We start from the raw sequence: 13,755 nt of genomic DNA, 5'->3' as shown, positions 1-13,755 counted from the left end.
TTAAAACGCTATTTCTTCAACCAGATATTTATTTTCCAAAATTTCAGTCAAAACTTTGGGATTTGTATTAGTGTAAAAAACCGGTTCACTGTTTTCTGCGGATGAAAAACCTACTTTGTCACGTAATATATTTCGTGTTTGTTTTGCAACAGCTTCGCCAGAATCTATAATTTGAATGTGTTCCGGAAGAATTTTTTTGATTTGAGGAATCAGATAAGGATAATGACTGCAACCTAATACTAAATAATCAATATTGGCTTCAATCATTGGAGTCAGGTAGGAGTGAAGTAGTTCAGTCATCTCTGGTGAATCGATATCTCCATTTTCAATTAGTTGCACTAATCCGTGACCTACTTGCTCAATTATTTTTGTGTCTTGGTATTTCTCTGTAGTCTTGTTGAACAGTTCACTGTTCAAGGTTCCCTTAGTAGCCAGGATTCCTATTATTTGTGTTTTAGAATGCGTAACTGCGGGTTTTATAGCAGGTTCAATGCCTATAATAGGAACGTCATATTTTGCTCTTAATTCTTGTATTGCATTAGTGGTTGCGGTATTACAAGCTACAACAATTAATTTGCAGTTCATCTCCAGTAGGAAATCAGTATTTTTCATACTCAATGCAATAATCTCTTGTTTAGATTTTTGTCCATAAGGGGCATTTTTACTGTCTGCCAGATATATGGTTTTTTCATTGGGCAGTAATTGATGGATTGCTTTCCAAATGGAAGTTCCGCCAATCCCTGAGTCAAAAATTCCTATTGGTTGATTATTGCTGTTCATAAAAACAAAGTTACATGCTGGAATTTGAATTTCCTAAAATTTATTTTAAACAAAAAAACTGCTCAAGCCTATGATAAGGTGAGCAGTTTTATGCGAGTATCTATTTTTTTTAGAAACCTAAATCTTTTTTTACATCAATAGTCAAGTTTGGACCATCAGCAAGTAAAAGACTAGAACCATCAAGAACATATTGGAATCCTTTAGCTTTTCCTACTTTTTGAATAGAAGCTCTTACTTTTTCCATTAATGGTTTTACGATATCAGATTCTTTTTGTTGCAATTCTTTTTGAGCATTGTCTCTAAAGTCAACAATTCTTTTTTGCATATCTTGAACTTCTTTAGAACGCTCAGTATTTACAGCTTCAGTAACTGTAGCAGCTTCAGCTTCGTATTTTTTCAATTTTGCTTGGTATTCTTCAACCATTTTTTTGTAGTCAGCATCATACGTAGTACTCAATTTATCCAATTGTTTTTGAGCATCTAGCATTGCTGGCATTTTTGTCATAATCTCACTTACATCAACATGAGCAGTTTTTGCTTGTGCATTAATTGTTTGGCTTGCTCCTAAAATAAAAATTGCAGCAATAAATAGAGTTTTAATTTGTTTCATCGTTTTTAAAATATTTAATAATTAATTTTTGTTTGTATTTTCTTTTAATTTTTCTTCTTTAGCTTTTCTAATCGCCTCTCTGTCTTCCAGTATTTTTTTTCTTTTCTCGTCTAATGCTTTCTTGCGATCCTCTAAAACTTTCTTGCGATCTTCTAATGTTTTTGCTTTTGCGGCCGCTTGTTTTTCTTTGGCATCTTCAACTGCTAGCTTCGTACTGTCTTTAGCAGCATCGTTACTTGCGGCTGTTGCTGTGCCATCTATTTTAACATTTGCAGAAACCGTGCCATTTTTTTTAGCCTCTCTGTCAGCAGCAATTTGTTTCCTTTTATCGTCAAATTCTTTTTTCTTTTGCTCCTGAAGCAATTTTCTATCAGCGATTACTTTATCTCTTATTGCTTTTTTATCATCCAAGAGTTTTTGTCTATCTGCCAACGCTGGATTTTCATCCAATGCATCTTCTTTATTTTCTTTAGCCTCTTCTTCTTTCTGTTGTTTTTTAGTCAACTGCTCTCTTTTTTCTGTCCTGTTCAATGTGCGTAAAATTTGATCACTGATGTCAAATCTTTTCGCTGCAAATAACATGGTCAAGTCAGAAGTTTTGTCAAAGATAAAATCATATTTTAATCTTTCTGCAATATCTTGAACTGCAGTAAAAACTTGATCTTGTATTGGTTTTACCAAAACAGATTTTTGTATCATCAAATCTCCGTTGGCACCAAATCTTTTTTGTTGGTAATCCAGATTTTCATTTTCAAGAAAATTAATTTCTGTTTCTCTTTCGTCAATTAACTCTTTCGTCAATAAAGCTCTTTCTGCTTTTAAGGCATCCTTCAATTTATTGATTTCAATTTTCTTAGTATCAATCTCCAGTTTCCATTTCTCAGCTTTTTGCTCTAATTGAGCTTTAGCTTCAGTGTAATCGGGTACATTTTGTAAAATGTATTCCATATCAATGTAGCCTAGCTTAGTCCCTCTGGTTTGCGCATCAGCTGTTTGTACAACAACTAGCGCTAAAAATAGATATAAAAATTGTTTTCTCATAACGGTACTGTATTAGAAAATTTAAAACCAATTTTTTTAGAATTGTTGCCCAATGATAAAATGGGTTTCCCATCCATTAGCTTTTGCTTGTCCTGGTAATGTATCAAAACCGTGACCAAAATCAATTCCCAATAAACCAAATGCCGGCATAAATACACGCAATCCAATTCCAGCAGAACGATTTAAGGCAAAAGGATTATAGCTTTTGAAATCCCTAAACGATGATCCTGCTTCCATAAATGCCAATGCATAAATTGAAGCCGATGATTTTAATGTTATCGGATAACGTAATTCCATTGAGAATTTATTAAAAACAGTAGCTCCAATTTGATCTCCTGCCTCATTTACTGGTGTTAATGAGTTATTAGGATATCCTCTCAACTGTACTGTTTCTCTTCCATCCATGGAGTAATTTGCCAGTCCGTCACCACCAAGATAGAATCGTTCAAAAGGAACAACTCCTCTTTCTTGATTGTATGCTCCAAGGAACCCAAATTCTGCTAAGGTTCTTAGTACTAATTTACCATAAATTTTTGTATACCAGTCTGCTTTGAACTTTATTTTGTAATATTCCAACCATTTAAAACGCTCTTGATCTACTTTACTTACGTCTGTAGCAGCAAGATTGAAGTCAGTTACTTTATTTCCATCGGTATCAATATAATCTCCTATTTGAACAATGTTACCATTTGCATCTGGAACATTTAAACGGTCAACAGTATTTTTTAATTTGTATTCTTCTTTATCTCCTAATGTCGAATAATTAATTCCGTTTAACAATGAATAAGGAGGGGTTAATTTAGCTGAAATGCTAAACTCCGATCCGTATGTTGGGAATATTGGATTCACACCTTTATTGCTTCTTGTTAATCCAACAGTGTAGGCAAAGTTTCTAGATGTACCATCTCCAAAAGTAAATAATCCGGTATTGTAATTATTCAAATCATAATGTTGGTAACTTAACGATTGTGACAATACAAAGAAATCATCTGGAACAGTCAATCTTTTTGCTAAACCAACAGACAATGTCATGATGTTAAAACTTTTGGTTTTATCAGCTCTTTGTGTAACAAAATTATTTAAAAATTGTTTACTGTACGATATAGAGCTACTAAATTGTACTGGTTTTTTTCCTCCGAACCAAGGTTCTGAAAATGAAACACTATAAGTCTGAAAGAATGTACTGGCTTGCAAACGTAAAGAAACTTTTTGACCATCTCCCATCGGTAATGGTTTGTAAGCATCTTTGTTGAACATATTTCGTGCAGAAAAGTTGTTGAAAGATAGTCCAAGGGTACCTATGAAACCACCTCCGCCATAACCACCTTGAAGCTCAATTTGACTCGAACCTTTTTCTACAAGATTGTATTCAATATCAACAGTTCCTGCTCCTGAATCAACATTTTTGAACTTTGGATCGATAGCTTCAGGGTCAAAAAATCCTAGTTGCCCAATTTCACGAATGGTTCTTACTAATTCTTCTTTGCTGTATTTTTCTCCTGGTTTTGTTCTTAATTCACGATAAATTACACGGTCATTTGTTTTGTCATTTCCTACAACAGTAATTTTGTTAAAATAAGCAATTGGCCCTTCAGTGATTCGTATTTCAAAATCAATAGTGTCATTTGCTGTTCTTACCTCAACCGCATTTATGTTAGAAAATAAATAACCATTATTTTTATATAAGTTGTCAATGTCTTCTCCGTCAGGTTTTGAGGCGTCTGCAATTCTTTTTTGTAGCAAAACACCGTTATAAGTTTCTCCTTTCTTAACACCTAATACTCGGCTTAATCCTTGATCCGTGTATACTGTATTTCCTAAAAATTTAATGTCTCCAAAGTAATATTTGTTCCCTTCTTCTACGTTTATTTTAATGGATAGTGCGTTTTTTTCTTTGTCAAAAGTAACCGAATCCGAAAGTATTCGGGCATCTCTATATCCTTTTTCTTTATAAGCCGAAATTACTTTTTCTAAATCGGTTTTGTATTTGTCTTTTATAAATTTAGATGCTTTTAGAATTCGAATAGGATTTTTTTGTTTCGTATCCTTCATCGCTTTTCGCAAAGCTTTGTCTGACATTTTTGTATTTCCTACAAAATCAATTTTTTGAATTTTTACCTTTTCACCCTTGTCAATACTGACAAGCATATTTACAGAGTTTACGGTTGACGTATCTTTAACCGTGTTTATGTTTACCTTAGTATTGTAAAAACCGTCTTTTTTATATTTATTTTCGATGTAGTTTTTTGTGGTGGTAATCAAGTTTTCATTGACTACTTTACCTTTATTTAAGCTGTTGTCTTTTATTAAACCTTCTGTCTTCGTTTTCTTAACGCCTACAAATTTTACTTGGTTTAATTTAGGTAACTCTACAATGTTTAAATCAAGATAAATACTGTCATTCTGCACTTTATTTACATAAAATGAAATTTCATCAAAGAGACCCAGTTTTCCAAGTTTTTTTATAGCAGCACTAATTTCTTCGCCAGGTATTGTTATTTCTTGTCCTTTTTGTAAACCTGAAAAAGTAACTACGGTTTGAGAGTTGAAACTGATATCTCCAACCACCGCTACATCGGCTAAAATGTATTTTTTTCCTTGATCAAAAGGAACTCTTTCTTGAGCTTTAACTTGTGAAAAACTTCCAAAAATCAAAACGGTAAGGACTATTTTTATGCTTTTATTTAACACTAAAAAATTATTTAATTTGTTCACTTGTTTTTCCAAATCTACGCTCTCTTTTTTGATAACTAATGATAGCCTCATATAAATCTTGTTCTTTAAAGTCTGGCCACAATATGTCAGTAAAATATAATTCTGCATAGGCAATCTGCCACAACAAAAAGTTACTTATCCTATGTTCTCCGCTTGTTCGTATTAATAAATCTACGTCAGGTAAATTTTGCGTGTAAAGATGCTCATTAATAATGGAATCGTCAATAGTGTCTATTGAAATTATATTATTTTTAACTTTATTACAGATGTTTCTGACTGCACTGACAATTTCTTCTCTGGACCCGTAGCTTAACGCCAGAGTCAATGTCATTTGTGTGTTGTCTTTAGTTTTATCAATAACATCAAGTAGTTCTTTTTGCGCTGATTTTGGTAATTTTTCTAAATTACCGATAGCATTCAGTTTGATGTTGTTTTTTTGGAGTGTTACAAGTTCTTTTTTCAAGGAGTTGATGAGTACTTTCATTAAAGTTTCAACTTCTAGTTTTGGTCTGTTCCAGTTTTCAGTCGAAAATGCATATAAAGTAAGAAATTCGATGCCGAGTTTAGCACTCGCTTCGATTATCACTTTAACTGATTTTGTTCCGCTTTCATGGCCTAAGGCTCTTAAAAGACCCTGTTGCTTTGCCCAACGGCCATTACCATCCATTATAATAGCTAAATGTTTTGGCAAGTTATTCTTGTTGATAGTCTCTAGTAAATTCATTTTTTTATTCTGCACAATAACAGGGTTTATTCCCAAAGGTATAAGTTAAAGTAACTCCTGAAAAAACATACCAATCGTTATTATTTATATTTCCAAATCGAAGCGATTCTAGATTTTTATTTTCTGGATTATTTCCATCTATGTTGTCTGTCAAAGTATATCTTGCACCAACTTCTGCACCCAATATTATACGAGGACTAATGTTCGATTTTATTCCTATAGTCATTGGTATTGCAAATGAACCTGTGCTTTTATCTTTTTTAGTTTCTCCGTCCAATACATACAATTCATCGTGTCTAAAATAACTTACGCCGGAATACACATAAGGACTTATTTTAGTACTGGATTCATGAAGATTAAAATCAAAAAAGTTGAATTCAAGGCCTAAAGATACTTCTTTTACGCCGTTTTCAAAGCGATAGCCTCTTTGGTTTCTGCCGGCTTCTTTTGAATCTAAATCATTTGAAACGATTTTTGATTGCGTGTAAGAAAATCGGTAAGCATGTCTGGCACTTTTATTCCACTTATATAGCAATCCAAATGCAGGTTCGTTTGGCGAAACATATGTAGTAGGGCCAACATCTCCTATAAAATTACTTCCGCCTATAAAAACACCGACCTCATGTATCTGAGCGTTGGTAACCATTAAAGGGAAAAAGCAAAAAAATAAATAAAAAATTTTGTTCATTTAATCAAAAATTGCGTGCAAATATAATAATTATCAATTCGATTCAATACCCATTCAGTTAAATGTGTGTTTTTTTAATAATTAACTACTAAACCTACACTAATTAAGTATTAGTTTAACTAAAACGGGGAAAATTGATAAAATCGTATAGCGCTTGATTAAAATGATTTAATTCCTTTTGTCTTCTCCCCAAAGTAATTTCTTGCGAAGTGTTTTCAAAAAGGTCTCTTCGGTAATTTCTACCATATTAATTTGAAAAGGAGTTTTCTTTAAAGTCAGAATTGATTCATTTTTTACCGAGGTAACTCTGGAATCTAAGGAAACTAAATAGTATTCCTCTCTTCCCGAAACTTTCAGTCGGATTTCAGTTTCATCGGGAACTACAAGTGGTCTTGCGGTAAGATTGTGAGGGGCAATAGGAGTAATAACCAGGCTTTTTACGTCAGGTGTCAAAATGGGACCGCCGCAGCTGAGGGAATATCCTGTAGATCCTGTTGGTGTTGAAATGATTAAACCATCGGCCCAATAGGAATTCAAATATTCTTCATTTAAGTACGTGTCAATCGTAATCATCGAAGTAGTGTCTTTTCGACTGACCGTAATTTCATTCATGGCAAAATTAATGGCGTCAATGGATTCATTTGGTGGAGTACACGTTAAACTCAGTAAAGTTCGTTTAGAAATCGTGTATTTTTTATCGAGAACAAATTGCATAAACGAGGCAATATTCTCTTTTTGTACAGAGGCTAAGAAACCTAATCTTCCAGCATTTATACCTAAAATGGGAATGCCGGAATCTCTTACCAATGTTGCGGCTCTTAGTATGGTTCCGTCTCCGCCGATACTTATCAGCATATCAAAACTGGAGTCAAGTTCCGTATGGGATGTAAAAGTTTTGTATTTTTTTTCTACAATCTTCCGTTCATTAAGCATCAACAAAAAATGAGATTCAATAATCATCTCTACATTGTTTTTGTTAAAAAAAACAAAGATGTCATTTATGATGGGTTCTGTACTGTTTTGATAATATTGACCGTAGATAGCTACTTTCATCTTTTTGTTTAATCGTTTAATGTTGATATGTTTATTTTAGCATTTAATCGATTAAACAAATAATCGGTTAAACCAAAACTATATATTAAGGTATTTGTCTAAATAGTCAGAGCGCTCTTTTAAATTATTGATATAATTGTCTTCTTGATGTTCTGATATGATTTCATAATTGTATCTTCTAAAAGTTTGTATGATTTCATTCATGGCGCCCAAAGTTATTTTCAAAGTAACTTCAACACTCTCAACATCCGCTTCCGATATGAAAAGTCCTAAAAGTTTTCCGTTATTGCTTTCTATAATTTGAGTAATTTGACTCATCGAATAATCCAAAACTCCTTTTTTAACAACAATGATTCCGCCAGGTTCTTTTAAAAAAGGGGTTTCATGAAAAAATTTCATGATGTCCTCTATTTCATAATATCCTACATAGGTATTGTTTTCGTCCAAAACGGGAACTAAATTGGTGTGGTTTTTTGCAAAAACTTCTAAAACATCCAGCCACATCGTATTTGTTCTGGTAAAAAATCCTTCAAGAGTAAAGCGATAATCCCCTACTTTTTTATCACTGTCAAAAGTCTCTATATCTTCGGATGCTATACTGCCAATATAAACGCCCTCTTCAACAATTGGAAAATGTGAAAAGTGTAACTCACTAAAAAAGTCTTGAATAGCCGCAATAGAATCGTGGCTGTCAATCGCTTTAAAGTCATTGGTAATATATTCTGTAATTTCTGTCATAAATCAATCGGCAATATTTCATGCAAAATAATCAAAAATAAGCAAAATCTCCTAAGTTTTACTTTGTATTTTTGCTCCAAGTAAATACTAGTATCTAAATCAAAAAGTGTTCTAATGACAAAGTTAAGTGTAAACATCAATAAAATAGCTACTTTGCGAAATGCTCGCGGAGGAAATGTTCCCGATTTATTAAAAGTAGCCACCGATATTCAAAAGTTTGGTGCCGAAGGAATTACCATTCATCCCCGTCCGGATGAGCGTCACATTCGCTATCAAGATGCGCGAGATTTAAAGTCTATCGTTTACACCGAATATAATATTGAAGGAAATCCAGAGCAAACATTTATCGATCTTGTTCTCGAAATAAAACCAACTCAAGTCACTTTGGTGCCGGATGCAATCGATGCCATAACCTCTAATGCGGGTTGGGATACCATAAAACACGCTTCTTATTTAACCGAAATCGTTCAGGAATTTCAACGCAACGGAATCAGAACTTCCATTTTTGTGGATCCTATTCTCGAAATGATTGAAGGCGCGAAGAAAATTGGAACTGAAAGAATCGAATTGTACACCGAATCATTTGCACATCAATACAGTTTAGGAAATCAAAACGGAATTTTGCCGTACACACAATCAGCAGTTTTGGCAAACGAACTTGGATTAGGAATCAACGCAGGTCACGACTTGAGTTTGGATAACATTCAGTTTTTTAAACAAAATATTCCGGGATTACTCGAAGTTTCTATCGGTCACGCGTTAATTTCTGAAGCCATTTATCTGGGATTGGATAATGTGGTGAATATGTATTTGCAAAAATTAAAATAGTTTTTTAAACCATTAAGAAATTAAGATAGATGAAGTCAAAAGCTTCATGACCTTAATTTCTTAATGGTTTGTAATTTAAATTATAACGTTAAAATCTAAAACCATATGCTTTTTTCAAAAATAGAAGGCTCAGGGCAACCGCTTTTAATCCTCCACGGATTCTTGGGAATGTCCGATAATTGGAAAACACTCGGAACGCAATTTGCGACTGATTTTCAAGTTCATATTCTCGATTTACGCAACCACGGCCGAAGTTTGCATTCAGAAGAGTTCAGTTATGAAATCATGGCGCAGGATGTTTACGAGTATTGCCAAGCTCATAATTTAGAAAACATCAACATCATTGGTCATTCGATGGGTGGAAAAGTAGCGATGCTTTTGGCAACGGCGCATCCGGAATTAGTAAGTAAATTAATTGTGGCTGATATTGGACCAAAATTTTATCCGCAACATCATCAGGATATTTTGGCAGGATTGAACGCCGTTGATTTTTCAAAAAAACCAAGCCGAAGTGATGTCGAAGAAATTATGGAAAAGTATATTCCTGATTTTGGAACCAGACAATTCTTAATGAAAAATTTATTTTGGCTAGAGCCGGGACAACTTGCTTTCCGATTCAATTTGGCAGTATTTAATCATAAAATGGATGAAATAGGAGTTCCGTTACCGGAGAATTCAATTTTTGAAAAGCCAACTCTTTTTATTCGCGGAGGAAAATCTAATTATATTTTGGACAGTGATTTCGAAAATATAAAACAACATTTTCCTGATTCAAGCATCGAAACGATTCCGAATGTAGGGCATTGGCTTCATGCCGAAAACCCAACTGAGTTTTACCAAAAAGTAAGTTCTTTTTTGAAATAAACGTGATAATTTTAAATTTTCACTACATTTATTAAAATTTTAAAACAAAAATCTATGAATTTACTGATCAAAATTCTTATCACTTCGGGCTTAGTATTGCTAATTGCGAATTTTATGCCGGGGGTTCATGTAGCAGGATTTACTACAGCATTAATCGTAGCAATTGTTCTGGGGTTACTTAATATATTTATCAAGCCAATATTGGTAATACTTACATTGCCGGTTACCATCATTACTTTAGGATTGTTTTTATTGGTAATTAATGCATTAATGATTTTGTTGTGTACGAAAATTGTGGGCGGATTTAGTGTAGATACCTTTTGGACCGCTTTATTCTTTAGTATCATCTTGTCATTATTACAGTCCATAATGAATGGAATATTAGGTGAAGGAAAATAAGGAATTGTTTTAACATGTATTTGTGAATGAATTAATTTACAGTATTTGTATAATTTTATACCTTTGTGCTTCTATATAAGATAAACAATGTCGAAAAAGTTTTACATAGTGCTATTAGTTATGCTTGGTTTCTTTATGATACCAAGCGTGGCTTTTGCATGTGGAACAAAAACGGAGAAGGCGTGTTGCAAAAAAGAATCCTCTTCAAAAAAGGATAAAAAAGAATGTTGTAAAAAAGAACAGTCTTCAAAAGAGAAATCTCATGAAGGTTGTAATGGTGCTTGTAAAAATGTTACTTGCAGCAGTTCAACCGTCTATTTAGGGATGACTTCGTTATCTTATACAGAATTAAATAATCAACTTTTTAGTTTTTCTACTGAAAAACAAAATTACTATTACTCAGAAATCTTTATTTCTTCAGATTTCCGTTCTATTTGGCTTCCACCTAAAATAAGCTAAATTCCTTTCTCTGACAGCCAAAAGACTGTCTATTTCAAAGCATTTTATGCTTTTACAATCATTAAATTTTAGTCGAATACAATTTGAAATGTAGCGAAATGCGCTATTGTTTTCAATGTTTTTGCGACTAATTCACCTCAAAATTATTCATACAATGAACTCAATAAAAAAAATATTGATGGCAATAACACTATTGCTTTCAGTTACAATTGCAAGCGCGCAAATTAAAAATGCTACAACAGAAACAGTAAAAATATACGGAAACTGTGACATGTGTAAAAACAAGATAGAAACTGCCGGAACCCTGAAAAAAGTAGCGAAAGTCGAGTGGGATAAAGATTCCAAAATAGCAACACTTACGTATGATTCGACCAAAACGAGTCAGGACGAAATCTTGAAACGCATTGCTTTAGCCGGTTACGACAGCGATAAATTTCTTGCCCCGGATGATACTTACGATGCATTACATGGCTGTTGTCAATATGAAAGAGAAGCAAAAGTAGCCGTTTCAACAGAGATGAAGATGGAAAGCGCTACTGCAGAAAATCATGCAAACCACGCTGCAGTTGTAAAACAACAAGTGGATACGGAATTAAAAGTTGTTTTTGATACCTATTTCTTATTGAAAGATGCTTTGGTAAAAACAGACGGAAAAGCTGCCGCTACTGTTGCGAAAGACCTTTTGACAGCATTAAATGGAGTGAAAATGAACAATCTTGCTATGGATGTTCACATCGTTTGGATGAAAGAAATGAACGGTTTAAGGGCTGGAGCCAAGAATATTTCGGAAACACAAGACATCAAACGTCAAAGAGAAATTTTTATTCCTTTTTCAAAATCAATGTACGAATTGATAAAAGTGGCTAAGTACGAAACTCCGGTTTACCTTCAGTTTTGTCCGATGGCTAATGACGGTAAAGGCGCAAACTGGTTGAGTAAAGAGAACGCGGTTAAAAATCCCTATTATGGTTCACAAATGATGACTTGCGGAAAAACGGTTGAAACGATTCAATAACTGTATAAAAGGAATATAAAATGAGAAAGATAATGCTACTATTCAGTTTAATAATCAGTATTTCAACTGCAACTGCACAAATGAAAATTGGAGACAGCCTGCCTAATTTTCAACTTAAAAATAATAAAGAAGCAACAATAAATTTGACTTCTTTCAAAGGTAAAACGGTCTTAATTGATTTTTGGGCTTCTTGGTGTGCGCCTTGTAGACTGGCTAATAAAAAGCTGGCTCCTTTATACAATCAATATAAAAATGACAACTTCGAAATTGTTGGAATATCGCTGGATACGGACAAAACCAAGTGGATGAATGCTATTCAAAAAGATAAATTGGCATACGAGCAATTAATCGATGCTAAAGGTTTTGATGCTAAATCTGCGCTGCTTTTTGGAGTAGAAGCATTACCTAATTCGTATCTATTTGATGCATCAGGAAAATTAGTTGCCATCAATCCAACGGAGCAAGAAATAATAATGAAAATAAAAAAATAAAGTAAAATGAAAAATATAAATTTAAAATTCATTAGTATCGCTTGTTTGTTTTTAATAACAAGTATAAAATCTTATTCTCAAATCTCAAAAGCGGAAATAATTGCTACAGGTTTAACGTGTTCTATGTGTTCCAATGCGATAAACAAACAACTGAAAGCAACCGTTGGTGTGGACAGTGTGAGTACTGATTTGAACACAAATACCTTCACGGTTTATTTTAAAAAAGAAAGTAAAATAATGCCCAGAGTACTGAAAGAAGGTGTTGAAAAAGCAGGTTTTTTTATTGGTTCATTAGTAATTACGGTACCTACAGAGAACTTAAAGATCGAAGGAGATAAAACCATTTCATTAAACGGTTCCACTTTCGTTTTATTGAATGAAGAACTTAAAAACAGTAACGGTGAAACCAAATTGAAGGTTTATGACAAAGGATATGTAACTCAAAAAGAGCATAAAAAACTGCTTAAAACGTTTTCAAAAACAGCGTCATATCCATTGGATAACGAAGATGATTACCATATCAAAACTGTAATTTAATGAGGAAGTTTTTAATCGCATTTTCGTTTTTTCTTATTCAAGGAATATCGGCTCAGGAACTTTTTGTGGTTACTGATCCGGCAAGCAATGTTCCTGCGGGTTCATTAGGAATTCGTTTGGGACAATCCATTTTTAAGGAACAAATGAAATCAGGATATAGTTATCATCTCATGCCCGAAGTTACGTGGGGCATCAATAAAAATTTGATGGTGAGAACATCAATGTTTGTTAGTAATAGAAGCAATCAATTGGTTACTGAAGGCGCCAGTTTTTATACTAAATATCGTTTCCTGTCCACGGATGATTTGCATAGTCATTTCAGGATGGCAGCATTTGGAAGATATAGTTTTAATAATGCCGATATCCATCAGGAACAGATAGAAATCATTGGGCATAATACTGGTTTTGAAACGGGAATTGTTGCTACCCAGCTTATAAAAAAGGTAGCCATAAGTGCTTCTGTCAGTTTTGAAAAAGCATTCGATAATAAACCGGATTACAGATTTCCAACAACACAAAGTGATAACGCTACCAATTATACAGTATCGTTAGGAAGATTGATGTATCCAAAAAAATACACTAATTTTAAGCAAACAAATATTAATACAATGCTTGAGTTTGTTGGGCAGACATTAAACGAAAATGGGAAATCATATTTGGATATTGTGCCTTCCATTCAATTTATTGTAAACAGTCAAGCACGGATTGATGTGGCATACAGACAAGAATTATACAGTTCTATGCTGCGTTCTGCGCCCAATGGATTTTATCTGAACTTAGAATATAACTTTTTCAATGTTTCAAAATGATACA

16 protein-coding genes are annotated in these 13,755 nt (G+C 33.5%); 8 read left to right on the top strand and 8 right to left on the bottom strand.

The annotated features are described in order from the left end of the window. The 8 genes from murI to QLS65_RS02145 form a co-directional block, all read right to left on the bottom strand. Positions 1-780 (bottom strand): glutamate racemase, encoded by a 780-nt coding sequence (gene murI, locus QLS65_RS02180; protein ID WP_282714941.1) that lies wholly within the window; start codon positions 778-780, stop codon positions 1-3. Positions 781-889: 109 nt separating this feature from the next. Beyond that, positions 890-1,390, bottom strand: coding sequence for an OmpH/Skp family outer membrane protein (locus QLS65_RS02175; RefSeq protein WP_099714348.1), 501 nt, complete (start codon positions 1,388-1,390; stop codon positions 890-892). Between the two features lie 21 nt (positions 1,391-1,411). After that, positions 1,412-2,431, bottom strand: a complete 1,020-nt coding sequence (locus QLS65_RS02170) for an OmpH/Skp family outer membrane protein (protein WP_282714940.1) — start codon at positions 2,429-2,431, stop codon at positions 1,412-1,414. A gap of 36 nt (positions 2,432-2,467) precedes the next feature. Beyond that, entirely contained in the window at positions 2,468-5,197 is a 2,730-nt protein-coding gene (locus tag QLS65_RS02165) for a BamA/OMP85 family outer membrane protein (RefSeq protein WP_282714939.1), read from the bottom strand. After that, the gene (uppS, locus tag QLS65_RS02160; protein ID WP_282710806.1) at positions 5,130-5,870 is read right to left on the bottom strand and encodes an undecaprenyl pyrophosphate synthase; all 741 of its coding nucleotides are present in this window, start codon (positions 5,868-5,870) and stop codon (positions 5,130-5,132) included. The genes QLS65_RS02165 and uppS overlap by 68 nt, the downstream gene beginning before the upstream one ends. Before the next feature lie 4 nt (positions 5,871-5,874). After that, entirely contained in the window at positions 5,875-6,558 is a 684-nt protein-coding gene (porG, locus tag QLS65_RS02155; protein ID WP_282714938.1) for a type IX secretion system protein PorG, read from the bottom strand. A gap of 168 nt (positions 6,559-6,726) precedes the next feature. Further along, positions 6,727-7,611: an NAD kinase gene (locus QLS65_RS02150; protein WP_099714352.1), complete on the bottom strand. Its 885-nt coding sequence runs from the start codon at positions 7,609-7,611 to the stop codon at positions 6,727-6,729. Between the two features lie 78 nt (positions 7,612-7,689). Beyond that, entirely contained in the window at positions 7,690-8,349 is a 660-nt protein-coding gene (locus QLS65_RS02145; RefSeq protein ID WP_282714937.1) for a CBS domain-containing protein, read from the bottom strand. Between the two features lie 114 nt (positions 8,350-8,463). Between QLS65_RS02145 and QLS65_RS02140 the strand changes: the two genes are divergently transcribed. From QLS65_RS02140 to QLS65_RS02105, 8 genes are all read left to right on the top strand, one after another. Further along, the gene (locus QLS65_RS02140) at positions 8,464-9,177 is read left to right on the top strand and encodes a pyridoxine 5'-phosphate synthase (protein ID WP_282714936.1); all 714 of its coding nucleotides are present in this window, start codon (positions 8,464-8,466) and stop codon (positions 9,175-9,177) included. A gap of 105 nt (positions 9,178-9,282) precedes the next feature. Further along, positions 9,283-10,041, top strand: coding sequence for an alpha/beta fold hydrolase (locus QLS65_RS02135; RefSeq protein WP_282714935.1), 759 nt, complete (start codon positions 9,283-9,285; stop codon positions 10,039-10,041). Between the two features lie 54 nt (positions 10,042-10,095). Next, positions 10,096-10,440, top strand: coding sequence for a phage holin family protein (locus QLS65_RS02130; RefSeq protein WP_099714356.1), 345 nt, complete (start codon positions 10,096-10,098; stop codon positions 10,438-10,440). An 87-nt stretch (positions 10,441-10,527) separates the two neighbouring features. Next, positions 10,528-10,899 (top strand): hypothetical protein, encoded by a 372-nt coding sequence (locus QLS65_RS02125; RefSeq protein ID WP_282714934.1) that lies wholly within the window; start codon positions 10,528-10,530, stop codon positions 10,897-10,899. A 154-nt stretch (positions 10,900-11,053) separates the two neighbouring features. After that, complete coding sequence (locus tag QLS65_RS02120; protein WP_282714933.1) at positions 11,054-11,914, top strand: DUF3347 domain-containing protein; 861 nt, start codon at positions 11,054-11,056, stop codon at positions 11,912-11,914. A gap of 20 nt (positions 11,915-11,934) precedes the next feature. Next, a complete protein-coding gene (locus QLS65_RS02115; RefSeq protein ID WP_282714932.1) occupies positions 11,935-12,405 on the top strand; it encodes a TlpA family protein disulfide reductase in 471 nt (156 codons plus the stop codon). Between the two features lie 6 nt (positions 12,406-12,411). Then, complete coding sequence (locus tag QLS65_RS02110) at positions 12,412-12,942, top strand: heavy-metal-associated domain-containing protein (RefSeq protein ID WP_282714931.1); 531 nt, start codon at positions 12,412-12,414, stop codon at positions 12,940-12,942. After that, positions 12,942-13,751 (top strand): hypothetical protein, encoded by an 810-nt coding sequence (locus QLS65_RS02105; RefSeq protein ID WP_282714930.1) that lies wholly within the window; start codon positions 12,942-12,944, stop codon positions 13,749-13,751. The genes QLS65_RS02110 and QLS65_RS02105 overlap by 1 nt, the downstream gene beginning before the upstream one ends. Positions 13,752-13,755: the final 4 nt, after the last annotated feature.

The sequence above is a fragment of the Flavobacterium algoritolerans genome, from assembly GCF_030010385.1.
In the GTDB taxonomy this organism is placed as follows: Bacteria; Bacteroidota; Bacteroidia; order Flavobacteriales; family Flavobacteriaceae; genus Flavobacterium; species Flavobacterium algoritolerans.
The sequence above is the reverse complement of the archived record's forward strand: the minus strand, read 5'-3'. Positions and strand labels throughout refer to the sequence as shown.

What these genes read in the sequence shown, in the direction of transcription:
- murI (WP_282714941.1), bottom strand. Translation starts at nt 780, where the DNA reads ATGAACAGCAATAATCAACCAATAGGAATTTTTGACTCAGGGATTGGC.
- QLS65_RS02175 (WP_099714348.1), bottom strand. Translation starts at nt 1,390, where the DNA reads ATGAAACAAATTAAAACTCTATTTATTGCTGCAATTTTTATTTTAGGA.
- QLS65_RS02170 (WP_282714940.1), bottom strand. Translation starts at nt 2,431, where the DNA reads ATGAGAAAACAATTTTTATATCTATTTTTAGCGCTAGTTGTTGTACAA.
- QLS65_RS02165 (WP_282714939.1), bottom strand. Translation starts at nt 5,197, where the DNA reads ATGAGGCTATCATTAGTTATCAAAAAAGAGAGCGTAGATTTGGAAAAA.
- uppS (WP_282710806.1), bottom strand. Translation starts at nt 5,870, where the DNA reads ATGAATTTACTAGAGACTATCAACAAGAATAACTTGCCAAAACATTTA.
- porG (WP_282714938.1), bottom strand. Translation starts at nt 6,558, where the DNA reads ATGAACAAAATTTTTTATTTATTTTTTTGCTTTTTCCCTTTAATGGTT.
- QLS65_RS02150 (WP_099714352.1), bottom strand. Translation starts at nt 7,611, where the DNA reads ATGAAAGTAGCTATCTACGGTCAATATTATCAAAACAGTACAGAACCC.
- QLS65_RS02145 (WP_282714937.1), bottom strand. Translation starts at nt 8,349, where the DNA reads ATGACAGAAATTACAGAATATATTACCAATGACTTTAAAGCGATTGAC.
- QLS65_RS02140 (WP_282714936.1), top strand. Translation starts at nt 8,464, where the DNA reads ATGACAAAGTTAAGTGTAAACATCAATAAAATAGCTACTTTGCGAAAT.
- QLS65_RS02135 (WP_282714935.1), top strand. Translation starts at nt 9,283, where the DNA reads ATGCTTTTTTCAAAAATAGAAGGCTCAGGGCAACCGCTTTTAATCCTC.
- QLS65_RS02130 (WP_099714356.1), top strand. Translation starts at nt 10,096, where the DNA reads ATGAATTTACTGATCAAAATTCTTATCACTTCGGGCTTAGTATTGCTA.
- QLS65_RS02125 (WP_282714934.1), top strand. Translation starts at nt 10,528, where the DNA reads ATGTCGAAAAAGTTTTACATAGTGCTATTAGTTATGCTTGGTTTCTTT.
- QLS65_RS02120 (WP_282714933.1), top strand. Translation starts at nt 11,054, where the DNA reads ATGAACTCAATAAAAAAAATATTGATGGCAATAACACTATTGCTTTCA.
- QLS65_RS02115 (WP_282714932.1), top strand. Translation starts at nt 11,935, where the DNA reads ATGAGAAAGATAATGCTACTATTCAGTTTAATAATCAGTATTTCAACT.
- QLS65_RS02110 (WP_282714931.1), top strand. Translation starts at nt 12,412, where the DNA reads ATGAAAAATATAAATTTAAAATTCATTAGTATCGCTTGTTTGTTTTTA.
- QLS65_RS02105 (WP_282714930.1), top strand. Translation starts at nt 12,942, where the DNA reads ATGAGGAAGTTTTTAATCGCATTTTCGTTTTTTCTTATTCAAGGAATA.